Source organism: Curtobacterium sp. MCPF17_002 (genome assembly GCF_003234115.2).
Classification (GTDB): domain Bacteria; phylum Actinomycetota; class Actinomycetes; order Actinomycetales; family Microbacteriaceae; genus Curtobacterium.
Genome location: NZ_CP126251.1, coordinates 564,468 through 577,573 on the forward strand (window position 1 = coordinate 564,468; position 13,106 = coordinate 577,573).

Below are 13,106 nucleotides of genomic sequence, written 5' to 3' on the forward strand. Positions count from 1 at the left end.
GAGCAGCCCATGTCTCGGATCCTCATCGTGTGCGACGGCAACATCTGCCGGTCGCCCTACGTCGAACACGCACTCCGCGCACGCCTCGTCCAGCAGCGCGTCTCCGGCGTCGAACTGGAGAGCGCCGGTGGCCTGGCCCGGCTCGGACACCCGATGAACGAGCGGTCGGCCGCAGCACTCCGCGCCGACGGGATCGACCCAGCCGGGTTCCGCTCCCGCGGCCTCGACGACGTCCCCGCGCTCGCCGCGGTCGACCTCGTGCTGACGCTCGAACGTCGGCACCGCGCGGCGGTCCTCGACGTGGCGCCGTCGCTCCTCAAGCGGACCTTCACGCTCGCCGAGTTCACGCGGGCCGCGGTGCACCTCGCCGAATCCGGGGTGCCGGTTCCCCGCACGGGCCTCACCGCCGTCGTCGCCGCGGTCCGCTCGGCACGCCTGCCCGGGTCCGCGCCGGACTCCGACGACGTCGCGGACCCGATCCGCGGTGACGACACCGACCACGAGCGCTTCCGCTCCCGCGTCGCCGAGCCGATCGCCGTGCTCGCCGCCCTCCTCGCCCACGCCCACGCGTGAACACCCACGAGCGACCACCCGTCCCCACCCTCGCGGCCCGACCCGAAAGGCGCCCCGTGTCCTCTTCCTCCACCTGGAGCGTCAGCCACGACTTCTTCTTCCAGCTCGGCGGTGCCGAACGCGTCAGCACGCACCTCGCCGCAGCGGTCGACACCGACGACGTCTTCGCGATCGCCGGTGACCCCGCGGTCGAGGCCCAGCTCGGCCTCATCGGCACCCGTCACGTCGGCGGCCCGGGCTACACCCCGCGGAACTACCGGATGCGGTCCCTGTCGCGCCCGGTGCTCGACCTCGTCCGCCGCCGGATCCCGGGCAACGTCATCTCGTCGTCGTACGCGTTCGCCCACCACGTCCGGGCCGACGGAGCGCACGTCGTCTACTGCCACAGCCCACTCCGGCAGATCTGGAGCGGGCGCGACCTGTACGGCGGGCGCGCGCTCGCCGCGGTGGCGCCTGCGCTCCGTGCACTCGACCGCAGGGCGGCTCGACGAGCCGACGGCTACATCGCCACGAACCAGGTCGTCGCGGACCGCATCCGCCGGTTCTACGACGTCGAACCGCTCGCCGTCGTCCCGCCGCCCGTCGACGACGCGTTCGCCCGCGCCGGTCGCCCCGCCGTCGAGCGCGGGGCGGAGATCGTCTGGGCCGGCCGGATCGTCGAGCCGTACAAGCAGCTCGGCCTCCTCCTCGAGGCGATGCGGGACCTCCCGGACGTCACCCTCGTGGTCGCCGGGGACGGCCGCGACCGCGAGCGACTCCAGGCGACGGCGCCCGCCAACGTCCGCTTCCTCGGCGCCGTGGGCACCGAGACGCTCGCCGACCTCTACGCCGGTGCCGCCCTCGTGGTGTTCCCCTCCGAGGACGACTTCGGCATGGTCCCGATCGAGGCGATGACGGCCGGCGCCCCGATCGTGGCGTTCCGCGGTGGCGGCGCGGTCGAGACCGTCACCGACGGCTACTCGGGGGTGTTCTTCGACGAGCACACCACTGAATCCCTCCGCGCCGGGATCGTCCGCGGGCTCGGCCTCCGGTGGGACCACGAGGCCATCTCGGCCGACGCCGCCCGGTGGAGTGCCTCCGCGTTCGCCCGCCGGGTCCGCGCCGTCACCGATTCGATGGCGCCGTGATCACCGCGCTCGGCGCCCTGCTGGTCGCGGCCCTCGCGGTGACGGTGGTCGCCCGCCGCGAGTGGATGCCGGTCGTGCTCGGCGCGGCCGCCGGTCTGCCGTACTCCGTGGCGGTCGAGTTCGGCGGCAACGGGATCCCGCTGTTCTACGCGGCCGCAGGGGTCGCCGTGGTCCTCCTCGCACGCACGGCACCCCTCCGGACGACCCACTGGACCGCGAACGCCCTCGTCGCCCTCGGCCTCTGGTCCCTCGTCATCACGACCCTCGGGCCGTGGATGTTCGCCGGCATCCCGGTGATGTCGTCGCGCGGCGGGCTCGACGACCAGGTGCTCAACCCGGACGCCCTCGGCTACACGGTGTCGAACCTCGCACAGGTCGGCTACCTCGTCCTCGCGATGCTGACCGTCCTCTTCCTCGTCCGGACCGACGGCACCCGACGCGCGGTCCGGGTCGCCCTGATCGTCGGCACCGTGCTGAGCAGCGCCCGCAGCCTGTCGGTGTCACTCGGCCTCGGCGGGTTCCAGTGGCTGTTCGACACCAACCCGACGTCGAGCTACAGCGTCCTCGCGGCCGGGGAACGGATCCGCGGGGTCTTCAGCGAGCCGAGTGAGCTCTCCGCGTTCTCGGTCGCGGCCACCGTGTTCTTCCTGCTCGCGGCGGCCCGTGCTCGCGGCCGTGCCCGCGCCGGATGGACCGTGCTGTTCGGCCTCGCCTGCTCGAACCTCCTCCAGGCGTCGTCGGGCACCGCCCTGGTCGCGTCGGCGGTCGTGGTCGGCGCCGGACTCGTCGTCCTCGCCGTCCGCTACGTCCTCGGGGGCGGCGTCGGCACACCCTGGCTCGTCCTCGGCGGCCTGGGGAGCGCCATCGCGATCCTGGTCGCCGGTCCGTCACTGTGGGCACCGGTCGCCGCGCTCGTCACCGACAAGGTGGGCAGCCAGTCGTGGAACGCCAGGACGGGTGGGGACGAGTTCGCGTGGGGCGTCGCCGTGGACACGCTCTGGCTCGGCACGGGGCTCGGCGGCAACCGTCCCTCGTCGTTCGCGATGTCCGTGCTCTCCTGTCTCGGGGTGCCCGGCGCAGCCCTGCTCCTCGCGGTGCTCGTCGGCGCGGTGGTCGTCGCCTGCCGCTCCGGACAGGTCGCCTTCGCCTGCGCCCTCCTCGCGCTCCTCGTCGCGAAGGTCGTCGGCACGCCCGACCTCTCGACACCGATCCTGTGGCTCCTGCTCGCCGCGTGCGTCTCGGACGCCTGGCGCGCACACACCGGTGCTCCGGTCCGGCCAGGCGCACGCGTTGACATCGGGGTCGCGGACGGCCTGGAGGCGCGGCTCGCCTCCCCGGCACGCCTCGCCTGATCAGCAGATCGCGCCCGGCAGGGGCGCAGCGCACGACGAAGCCCGCGACCACCGGTCGCGGGCTTCGTCGTGCGGGTCGTCCGTCCTTGCGGGGTCGGCGATCAGGGCCGCAGCGGACGGAGGTACTCGTCCTCGAGGCGCGCGACGATCCGCTCCGGCCGGTACGGCTCGGCAGCGACCGTCGCCGCGGCCGCGAGGCGTCGTCGGGTCGGCTCGTCGGCGAGCCGCACGACGGCCGCCGCCAGCGCGCCGGTGTCGGTCGGGTCGACGAGGAACCCCGACCGGTCGTGGTCGAGCAGGTCCGCCGGGCCACCGGCGTCGGCCGCGACGACGGCGCGGCCGGCGGCCATCGCCTCGACGATCACCTGCCCGAACGGTTCAGGGCGGCGGCTGGCGTGCACGACGGCGTGGCAGCCCGAGAGCTCGGACGCGACGTCCGTGACGTGTCCCGTGAAGTCGACCCGTGCCTCCAGGCCGAGTTCGGCGACCAGTCGGCGGAGTCCGTGGGCGTACTCGTGGTCCGCTTCGAAGAGTGCGCCGCCGACGATGCGCAACCGCGCGTCGGCGGGCAGGCCGGCCTCGGTGGCCGCGGCGAAGGCGCGGATCGCGAGGTCCTGTCCCTTCCACGGTGCGAGGCGGCCGAACATGCCGAGGACGAACGGGCCGTCGGGTGCGGAGGCGACCTCGGGCAGGGCAGCGGGGCAGCCGACGACGGCGGCGGTACGGCCGGCGCGTCCGAGCGAGTCGCGGGTCATGACGGAGTTGGCGACCCGGTGCGACGGCAGCACGCCGAGCGCCGCGCGGAGGACCACGCCGTTCAGAGCGGACAGGTGCGCTCCGCGCGCGACGTCGTGGACGTGGGCGACGACCGGGATGCCGGCCAGTCGCGCGGCCACCGCGCCGTACACGTGGGCCTTCGCGGAGTGCGTCGTCACCACGTCGATCCGCCGATCCCGCAGCACGTGCCGGAGCGCCAGCGTGGTGCGCGCGGTGGTGCGGACGGCCGCGGGGACGGATCGGAGGCCGGCGCCGGCCGTCCGGTCGCGGGCGGCGTCGGCGAGGGGGACGACCACGGTCTCGATGCCGTCGGACGCCAGGCGTCGTTCGAGCGGACCGGTCTCGCCGAGGACGACGACCGGATGGGTCCGGCGTGCGGCCGCGGCCACCCGTGCGACGAAGAGTTCGGCGCCGGACAGTGCGGCGCTGTGCGTGAGGAAGGCGACGCGGGGCAGGTCAGGACTCGGGCTTGTCATGTGTCCAGCATATCGCGTAATATATGAAACACGAGATGGAAATACTGTCCGTCCTCTTCACGGAACCGGAGCACCCGATGCGCCCCAAGCACTTCACCCGACACTCCCTGGCCCTCCTCGGTGCCCTCGCGCTCGTGACGACCCTCGCCGCGTGCTCCGCCACCGACGGCGACGCCGACCGCGACGCCGCGAAGCCGAGCAGCAGCCCCACCGCCACGAAGACGACCGAGCCGCAGTACTTCGCGCCGCCCGCCGACATCGAGAAGTCCGCCGTCGAGTGCACGGACGGTGCGGCGACGGTCACGCAGAGCAACCAGGAAGTCACCGTGCCCGACTGCGCGAAGGTGACGATCGACGCGAGCAACAGCGTCGTGCACCTCGGCGCGGTGGAGGACCTCGTCGTCACCGGCTCCATCAACGACGTCGCGGCGAAGGCCGTCACGACGATCACCGTCACCGGCAACGGCAACCGGGTCACCTCGGACAACGGCCCGAAGCCGAAGGACGGCGGCCAGCAGAACGTCTTCGAGAAGCGTTGACCCCTCCCGCCCCGGACATCCGCGTCCGGGGCGGTCCACGTGTCCGGACACCCGACCCGACGGAGCAGATCGTGCAGTCGACCACCCGGACCACCCCAACCGGCCGGACCCCAATCGGCCCGACCACCCGAACCGGCCGGACCACGCGGACCACCGCGACCGACTGGTCCGGTGACGACCACCTCGCCGCCGGAGCCGTCCGGGGCGGCGTCGTCACGGCTGCCGGCACCGCGCTCCGCTTCGCCGCGCAGCTGGCCGGCACGATCGTCCTCGCGCGGCTCCTCGGACCCGCTGCCTACGGTTTCGCGGCGGTGTCCGTCGTCCTCGCCGGGCTCGCCGAACTCGTGCGCGCGGGTGGTCTCGCGGCCCTCGTCGCCCGGGCGCCGCGTCTCGACGGGGCCTCGGCGACCACCCTCCACCTGCTCAGCACGGCGATCGGCGTCGTCGTCGCCGGGGCCACCGCCCTCGCGGCACCGGCCATCGCCTCGGCGATGGGGTTCCCGGGCCAGGCGCACCTCGTCGTCCTGCTCGCGCTCTCCTTCGTGCCGGCCGCCGTCGTGTGCGTCCCGGCGGCGCTCCTCGTCCGGAACCTGCGCTTCGGCGTGCTCGCAGGCGCCGAACTCATCGCCATCGTGCTCGGTGTCGGCAGCGCCCTCGTCGCCGCGGCGTTCGGAGCCGGCCCGCTGTCCCTGGCACTCCAGCCCCTCGTCTTCTGCGTGGTCGTCGCCGTCGTCGTGCTCGCCCGCAGCCCGTGGAAGCCCTCACGGCCCGCGCGCCTCCGAGGCCTCCGACGCGACCTCGGGTTCGCCGCGAACGTCTCGGGCGTGCAGGTGCTGACCTTCGTGTCCCGGAACGTCGACCGCATCGTCGTCGGTACCACCTTCGGGCCCGCCGCCGCCGGCCTCTACGCGCAGGCATCCCAGCTCCTCGTCCTGCCCCTCGAACAGCTCGCCGCACCGCTGCAGCGTGTCGCCGTTCCCGTGCTCGCCCGTGTCGCCGACGACCGCGAGCGCTTCGTCCGGTACTACCGACGGTTGGCCGGGGTCGCCGCACTCGTCCTCTGGCCCCTCTTCGTTGTCCTCGCCGTCGTCGCCGACCACGTCGTCGCGGTCCTGTTCGGGCCGGCGTGGGCCGGATCGGTGCCGATCTTCCGGATCCTCGCCGTCGCCGGGATCGCCCAGACCGTCGGGTACGTCACGGTGTGGGTGTTCATCGCGACCGGGCAGGGGACCCGGCAGACAGTGTGGGCGCTCATCAGTCGCCCGCTGGTCGCCGCGTCGTGCCTGCTCGCGGTGCCGTTCGGGGTGACGGGAATGGCCACGGCGGTCGCTGCTGTGTCGCTCGCACTCGTCGTCCCCGGCTTCCTCGTCGCGGGTCGGCACGCGGGACTGCGCCTCCGTGACCTCCTCGCGCCCCTCGCTGCACCGGCGCTCGTCGCCGTTGCGGCTGGTGCCACCGCGGCCGTCGTCGTCGCGAGCACCACCGCGGCCCCGCCGATGGTCGGGCTGGTCGCTGCAGGGTCCTCCGCGGTCGCCGCCGCATGCGTCGTCGTCGTCGCGACCACACCGCTCCGTCGCGACTGCCGTCAGATCCTCGCGCTGGCGGTCCGCCGGCGCCGACCCGCAGGAGCCCCGGTGTGAACGCGTCAGGCATCTCCATCGTCATCCCCGTCGGAGGCGCTGACGACCACTTCCACGAGCAGCTCCGCGCGGTCGGCGCCCTCCGCACGCTCCGTCCGGTCGAAGTCGTCGTCGCCGCGAACCGCGACGTCGTCGTCGTCGGACAGGCGGTCGCCACGATCGCCTGGCCGTCAGCGTGGACCGTCCGCACCATCGACGCGAGCGACGTCCCAGGCCCGAGCCATGCCCGGAACGTCGGCTGGCACTCCGCCGTGCACGACATCGTCCTGTTCTGCGACGCGGACGACCTGGTGGATCCGCTCTGGGCCGAGCACATGGCCGTCGCGGTCGAGTCGGCCGGCGCGTGCGGTGGGCGGCTCGAGTACGAGCGGCTCAACCCGCCGGCCCTCGCCGCGCGCGTGACCACCTCGTCGCGAGCGCTCCCGGTCAAGTTCCGGCACCTGCCGTTCAGCGCGAGCTGTGTCCTCGGGGTGCGCCGCGACCTGCTCGTCGCCGTCGACGGGTTCGACGAATCCCTGGCCTGCGGCGAGGACGTCGACCTGTCCTGGCGTCTGGCGGGTCAGGGCGTGCACATGGCGTTCGCCCGAGACGCGGTCGTGCACTACCGCTTGCGTCCGGACGCCCGCGGTGCGTTCCGGCAGTCGCTCCGCTACGCGGCGGACGACGCCGTGCTCCTGCGCCGCCACCGCGCGTCCGGTGCTCGGTGGACCGTCCTCGACACCGTTCGTGAGTGGCTCGCGGCCGTCAAGGCACTCGCCCTGGCACCCACCGGCCAGGAGGCCCGCCTCACCGCCGCCACACGCCTCGGCTCCGCCTGCGGCCGGTTCCTGGGCTCGGTGCGGCACCGCACGTACGCGCTGTAGGGGCGGCGGCGCGCGCGTCGCGGGGTGGCGGTCGCGCCGTGTTGCGTCGGCACGGCGGCAGCCCCGCACGATCCTCGGATCGTGCGGGGCTGCTGCCGCCGTGCGCAACCGGCGGTGTCAGTTGATGACGGTGAAGGTGCGGTTGACGGTGTCGCCGACCAGGTTGCCCTTGGTGGTCTGCTTGGTGAAGAGCGTGTAGTCCTGCGGGGTGAGTTCACGGATGAGGGTGACGGACCAGTTGCCCTGGGCGTTGACCGTGGCGGCGCCGAGCTGGGTGCTGATGCCGCTGACCTTGACGATCGCGCCGGGGGTTCCGGTGCCGGTGAAGGTCACGGTGCCGGCCTTGACGACGTCACCGTTCGCGGGCGAGGTCACCTGCACGCCGGCGACGGTGCCGTAGTCGAGGGTGGCGGTCTTCGCTGGCGAGACCACACCGCCGACCGTCTGGGTCACGGAGAAGGTGCGGACACCGGAGACCGTCGCGGGGATCGTGGCGGAGTACTTGCCGTCGGCGGCGATGACGGTCGCGATGACGGTCGCGCCTTCCTTGATCACCACGGGGGCACCGGTCTCGGCGTTGCCCGAGATCGTCGCCGGCGCGTCCGGGGCCGGCGCGAACGTGCCCGAGGCGGTGAGTTCCGTGACCTTCTTGTCCTCGAGCGTGATGGTGGTCTCGACCTGCTTGGTCAATCCGCCCTTGCTCGTCTGCACGGCGAAGAGCTTGTACACGTTGGCCGTCAGCTCACGGGTCTCGACGCTCCAGGCGCCGTTCACCACGGTGCTGGTGCCGACCGCGCTGACCAGGCCGCGGATCTCGAGCTTCGAGCCCGAGTCGCCGGTGCCCGTGAAGGTGACCTTCCCAGCCGTGACCGTCGCGCCGTCGATCGGCGATGTGATCACCGGAGCGACGGGGTTCCCGTAGTCCAGGGAGACCCTGACGGGAGCGGAGACGTCGCCCTTGACGGTCTGGGTCACGGCGAAGTCGTTGACGCCGAACTGCGCCGTGTTCGCCGGGATCCCGACCGTGTAGGTCGCGTTCGTCGTGGCGACCGTCCGCGCGATCTCGTTGCCGACCACGTCGCGGACGATGACGACCGCGCCGGGGGTGGCCTTGCCGGAGATCGTGGCGGGCTTGGCGACGTCGGCATCGAACGCACCGGTGGCGGTCAGCGGGACCGTGTCGGCGGCGTTCTTGACCGTGAAGCTCACCGGCTGCGACGAAGCTGCTCCTGAGAGGGGCGTCTGCTTCGCGGTGAGGTTGTAGATGCCATCCGGCAGGTCGAAGCCGGCCGGCACGGACCACTTGCCGTCGGCGTCGACCGTCGTGATCGCGACGACTCGGGAGACGCCGCCGATCTCGATCGTCGCTCCCTTGTCGCCCGTGCCGGAGAACACGGGCCGGTTGGTGTCGACCGTGGAACCGTTCGCCGGGGTCGTGACGACGAGCGGCGCGACCTCGGTGTCCTTGACCGTGACGGTGACCGTGGTGTCGTTGACCTGCACCCCACCGATGTACTGCGAGATGACCACGTCCTGCGCGCCGACCCGGAGCCCGGTGAGGGTGCCGGTCCAGTTGCCGTCGCTGTCGGCCCTGGCGATGGTCCGGTCACCGACGCGGATCTCGGCGTCCTTGGTCGCGGTGCCGGAGACCTTCGCGGTGCGCTCGGCGTCGTCGACGGAGTCCACGCGTGCGGTGATCGGTTCGGTCGGCGTTCCCGGGTCCTCGACCGTGATGCTGACGGTCGTGCTGTTGACCTTCGATCCCGTGCGGAACTGGTCCACGGTCACGGTCTGCGTGCCGACGGACAGTCCGGACACCGAGCCGGACCACCGTCCGTTGGTGTCGGCCCATGCGATCCGTACGTTGCCCACCTTGATCTCGGCGCCCGGGGTCGCGGTGCCGGAGAGGTTCGCCGTGCGCTCGGCATCATCGACGGAATCGACCTGTGCCGTGACGGGAGACGTTGCGTACGGCCGGATGGCGGTGGCGTACACGCTGGACGCGCTGCCCTGCGTTCCGACGCTGACGAACTCCACCTTGTGCATGGTTCCCGGGGTCCACCACGACGGCCACGGGTTGGACCCGTACTTCATCTGCTGATGCTCGGAGTCGGAGAACGCCCAGAGGTACAGGGTGCATGCGCCGGAGCAGTAGGGCGTGGCGGTGAGGGTCAGCGACGAGGGCGTCGCGACGACCTTTGTGTTCTGTGGTGGCCAGGCTGTCGAGAGGATCGCACTTTCTGAAGTGGCGGTACCTGACGGGGCAGCGGAGGCCGCTGTGCTCCCGACGCCGAGGACGGACGCGACGGTGGCGGCCGCGAGAACCGCCGCCCCGAGGACCTTGAGGGTGTTCCGTTTGCGCATCGAGTGCTTTCTGCTGTGTGGCACCACCGTGAGGCGGAGCGTCGGTGCAAGGAAAGAAGTCCGGTCATACCGGACGCCATGACGCTAGTACGTAACATACGAAAGATCAGGTGTTGCCAGATTTTGCCGTCAACGACGAACGGGCGTCCCTCGGTGTGGAGGGACGCCCGTTGTTGGTGTTGGGTGGTGTTAGTTGATGACGGTGAAGCTCCGCTCGACGGCGTCGCCGACCAGGTTGCCCTTAGTGGTCTGCTTGGTGAAGAGCGTGTACTGCTGTGCGGTGAGTTCGCGGGTGAGGGTGAGGGACCAGTCGCCCTGTGCGTTGACGGTGGCGGCGCCGAGCTGGTTGCTGGTGCCGCTGACCTTGACGATGGCGCCGGGGGTTCCGGTGCCGGTGAAGGTGACGGTGCCGGCCTTGATGTATGCGCCGTTCGTGGGCGAGGTGACCTGGACGTCGGTGACGGTGCCGTAGTCGAGGGTGGCGGTCTTGGCGGGGGAGACCACGCCGTCGACGGTCTGGGTGACGGTGAAGGTGCGGATGCCGGAGGTGGTGGCGGGGATCGTGGCGGAGTACTTGCCGTTGACGGCGGTGACGGTCGTGATGACGGTCGAGCCTTCCTTGATGACGACGGGTGCTCCGGTCTCGGCGTTGCCCGAGATGGTCGCGTCAGCGTCCACTGCGCCGAAGGTGCCGGTAGCGGTGAGCTCGGTGACCTTCTTGTTCTCGAGCGTGATCGTCGTCTCGACCTGCTTGGTGAGACCGCCCTTGCTGGTCTGCACGGCGAAGAGCTTGTAGACGTTCGCCGTGAGCTCGCGCGTCTCGACGCTCCAGGCGCCGTTGGCGATGGTGCTGGTGCCGACGGTGCTGGAGGTGCCGCGGATGTCGATCTTGGAGCCCGAGTCCCCGGTGCCGGTGAAGGTGACCTTGCCGGCGGCGACGGTCGCGCCGTTGGCGGGCGTGGTGATCACTGGTGCGGTCGGGTTGCCGTAGTCGAGGGTGCGGTTCAGCGGTGCGGACTCCTTGCCGTTCACGGTCTGGGTGATCGTGAAGGTGTTGATCCCGAATGTGGCGTGCTTGGGGTCGATGGAGACGGTGTACTTGCCTCCGGCGACCGTGGCGGTGCCGACGGTGACGCCCTTGTTCTTGACGGTGACGGTCGCGCCGTCCTGGCCGGTGCCGGTGATGGCTGCGGGCAGGTTCGCGTTGCTGGCGTTGAACGCGGCGGTCGCGGTCAGCGGTGCGACGGACTGGTCGGTCACGGTGACGGTGATCGCCTGCTTGGTGGTCAGGCCGCCCTTGGTGGTCTGCACTGCCGAGAGGTTGTAGACGTTGTTCGTGAGCGGGTAGTTGACCTTGGCGCTCCACTGGCCGTTGACGACCGAGCCCGTGGCGATGGCGTTGACCGAGCCGCGGATGTCGATCTTCGCGCCGGTCTGGCCGGTGCCGGTGAAGGTGAGGTCGTTCTTGTCGACGGTGGCGCCGTTCTCCGGGGAGGTGATGTTCACCGGGGTCGGGGTGCCGTAGTCGAGGGAGACGTTCACCGGGGCGGACGTTTCACCCTTGACGGTCTGGGTGACGGTGAAGTCGTTCACGCCGAACTGCGCCTTGTTCGCGGGGATCGCGATCGTGTAGGCGTTGTTCGAGGTGGCGATCGTGCGGGCGATCTCGTTGCCGACGGCGTCGCGGACGATGACGACGGCGCCGGCGGTTGCCTTGCCGGAGATCGTGGCGGGCTTGCTGACGTCGGCATCGAACGCGCCGGTGGCGGTCAGTGCGACGTAGCCGGCGGTGTCCTTGATCGTGAACGTGACCGGCTGCGCCGACACAGCACCGGACACAGGCGCCTGCTTCACGGTCAGGTTGTAGACGGCGTCGCCGAGGTCGAAACCGGCCGGCACGGACCACTTGCCGTCGCTGTCGACCGTGGTGGTCGCGACGACGCGGGAGGTGCCGGCGATCTCGATCGTGGCACCCTTGTCGCCGGTGCCGGAGAACACGGGCCGCTTCGTCTCGACGGTCGACCCGTTCGCCGGAGTCGTCACCACGAGCGGTGCGACCTCGGAACCCTGACCCGGGTTGACCGTGATCTCGGCGATGGTGGAGTTCTGACCCTTGGACTTCTGGGTCGCGACGATGGTGTGCTCGCTGCTGTCGAGATCAGCGGTCGAAAGAGACCAGGTGCCGTTGACGAGGACGTCGGTCTCGCCGATGATCTGGGCGGGCTTGCCCTTCTCGGTGATCAGTACCTTGGAATCCGGCTCGCCGCGACCGCGCATCTCGAGCGGCCCACCGGTGTGGCCGGCGTCATCACCCGGGGAGGTGACGCTGACACCTGCACCGTAGTTGATGGTGTGCTCGACCGGGGTGGTCTCGTCGGAGCCGCCAGAGTCCTTCGGAAGTTCCTGGGCGACAGTGATGGTCGTGTTGCCGCCCTTGTTCGGGGCGGGAACGGTCGTCTCCCACGTGCCGTCGCTGCCGACAGGCACGGACTGCTTCTTGCCGTCCGCGGTCCGGATGATGACATTCGCTGCCTTGTCCGCGGTGCCGGACACCTTGACGCGGTCGTTGGTGTTCTGGGAGAAGGAGTGCTCCACGTTCAGCGGCGCGATCGCCAAGTCCGCCACCACGGTGACGTCGTCCTTCTTCGCGCCGTCGACGTACTGCTCGACCTTGATGTCGTTCTTCCCGAGCTTCAGCCCGGTGACCGTCTTCGTCCACTGGCCGGAGTCCGGGACGGTGAGCTGCCCGCCACCGTTGAAGAGCAACTTCCCGCCAGCCGTCGCCCGACCCGACAACACAGCCGAGCGGCCAGAGACGTCAACTGAGCTCACGCTCGCCTTCAACGCACCCTGACTGATCGCGCTGAAGTCACTCGCAAGAGTCGCATCAGCCCCATGACCAATATATTTGGAGCTTGGGAAGGGGCTCTGTGGGGAGCCTACGGCGGATTGAGTTGCGCGATTGATCAGCTGGCCGTCTTTTTCGTACCACTGCATGGCAAGCTCGTTCGGATGAATGTCACACCCGTTCTGCCACATCCACGGAATCGGCGTCGTGGGCGCGCGCAAGTGAATGCATGATTGCGTGCCGTCCATCTTGAGTTTCACGAAACCATCAGGCATGGGAACAACGGTGTACCGGTAGGAGTTGTCGAGCGCTTCTTCCAGGTACTTGGTTTCGAAGTAGTGGTTGTTACCAAGGGTTCGGTACGTGTAGTACATCCCCCCCCGATTTGAACACGAGCGGGATCGTTTCGTCTGCCTGGTCTACGGAGGTGGGGGCGGCAGGCGCTGCAGTGGCGACGGCGGAGCCGAAGCTCAAGCCGGAGACGATCGTGGCCGCGGCCAGACCGGCAGCGGCGACTGCCTTGCTGATTTTTCGCATGGGTGTGTGC

At 70.7% G+C, this 13,106-nt stretch carries 9 protein-coding genes; 6 read left to right on the top strand and 3 right to left on the bottom strand.

Annotation, left to right across the window (positions count from 1 at the left end; all coding sequences use genetic code 11):
- Positions 1-9: 9 nt before the first annotated feature.
- Genes DEJ28_RS02755 through DEJ28_RS02765 form a run of 3 tightly spaced genes read left to right on the top strand, consistent with a single transcriptional unit; the run spans position 10 to position 3,052 of the window.
- Positions 10-573 carry an arsenate-mycothiol transferase ArsC gene (locus DEJ28_RS02755; RefSeq protein WP_181433787.1) on the top strand — a complete coding sequence of 188 codons (564 nt, stop codon included), beginning with the start codon at positions 10-12 and terminating at the stop codon, positions 571-573.
- Between the two features lie 56 nt (positions 574-629).
- On the top strand, positions 630-1,700 hold the full coding sequence (locus DEJ28_RS02760; RefSeq protein ID WP_181433788.1) for a glycosyltransferase: 1,071 nt from the start codon (positions 630-632) through the stop codon (positions 1,698-1,700).
- Positions 1,697-3,052 carry a hypothetical protein gene (locus DEJ28_RS02765; protein ID WP_111116582.1) on the top strand — a complete coding sequence of 452 codons (1,356 nt, stop codon included), beginning with the start codon at positions 1,697-1,699 and terminating at the stop codon, positions 3,050-3,052. The genes DEJ28_RS02760 and DEJ28_RS02765 overlap by 4 nt, the downstream gene beginning before the upstream one ends.
- A 101-nt stretch (positions 3,053-3,153) precedes the next feature.
- Here the strand turns inward: DEJ28_RS02765 and DEJ28_RS02770 are convergent, their stop codons facing one another.
- On the bottom strand, positions 3,154-4,305 hold the full coding sequence (locus DEJ28_RS02770) for a glycosyltransferase (protein ID WP_111116583.1): 1,152 nt from the start codon (positions 4,303-4,305) through the stop codon (positions 3,154-3,156).
- Between the two features lie 23 nt (positions 4,306-4,328).
- Between DEJ28_RS02770 and DEJ28_RS02775 the strand changes: the two genes are divergently transcribed.
- The 3 genes from DEJ28_RS02775 to DEJ28_RS02785 all read left to right on the top strand — a co-directional run bounded on the left by DEJ28_RS02775 (position 4,329) and on the right by DEJ28_RS02785 (position 7,347).
- Positions 4,329-4,844 (top strand): DUF3060 domain-containing protein, encoded by a 516-nt coding sequence (locus tag DEJ28_RS02775; protein WP_146248889.1) that lies wholly within the window; start codon positions 4,329-4,331, stop codon positions 4,842-4,844.
- 71 nt (positions 4,845-4,915) lie between these two features.
- Positions 4,916-6,484, top strand: coding sequence for a lipopolysaccharide biosynthesis protein (locus tag DEJ28_RS02780; RefSeq protein ID WP_181433789.1), 1,569 nt, complete (start codon positions 4,916-4,918; stop codon positions 6,482-6,484).
- Positions 6,481-7,347: a glycosyltransferase family 2 protein gene (locus DEJ28_RS02785; protein WP_181433790.1), complete on the top strand. Its 867-nt coding sequence runs from the start codon at positions 6,481-6,483 to the stop codon at positions 7,345-7,347. Before DEJ28_RS02780 ends, DEJ28_RS02785 begins: the two co-directional genes overlap by 4 nt.
- A 117-nt stretch (positions 7,348-7,464) precedes the next feature.
- Here DEJ28_RS02785 and DEJ28_RS02790 read toward each other — a convergent pair whose 3' ends face one another.
- Complete coding sequence (locus DEJ28_RS02790) at positions 7,465-9,711, bottom strand: Ig-like domain-containing protein (RefSeq protein WP_111116587.1); 2,247 nt, start codon at positions 9,709-9,711, stop codon at positions 7,465-7,467.
- A gap of 189 nt (positions 9,712-9,900) precedes the next feature.
- Positions 9,901-12,543: a beta strand repeat-containing protein gene (locus tag DEJ28_RS02795; RefSeq protein ID WP_181433791.1), complete on the bottom strand. Its 2,643-nt coding sequence runs from the start codon at positions 12,541-12,543 to the stop codon at positions 9,901-9,903.
- Positions 12,544-13,106 lie beyond the last annotated feature (563 nt).

Coding starts and splice junctions, on each gene's coding strand:
- DEJ28_RS02775 (WP_146248889.1), top strand. CDS start 4,329: ATGAAACACGAGATGGAAATACTGTCCGTCCTCTTCACGGAACCGGAG.
- DEJ28_RS02790 (WP_111116587.1), bottom strand. CDS start 9,711: ATGCGCAAACGGAACACCCTCAAGGTCCTCGGGGCGGCGGTTCTCGCG.
- DEJ28_RS02755 (WP_181433787.1), top strand. CDS start 10: ATGTCTCGGATCCTCATCGTGTGCGACGGCAACATCTGCCGGTCGCCC.
- DEJ28_RS02770 (WP_111116583.1), bottom strand. CDS start 4,305: ATGACAAGCCCGAGTCCTGACCTGCCCCGCGTCGCCTTCCTCACGCAC.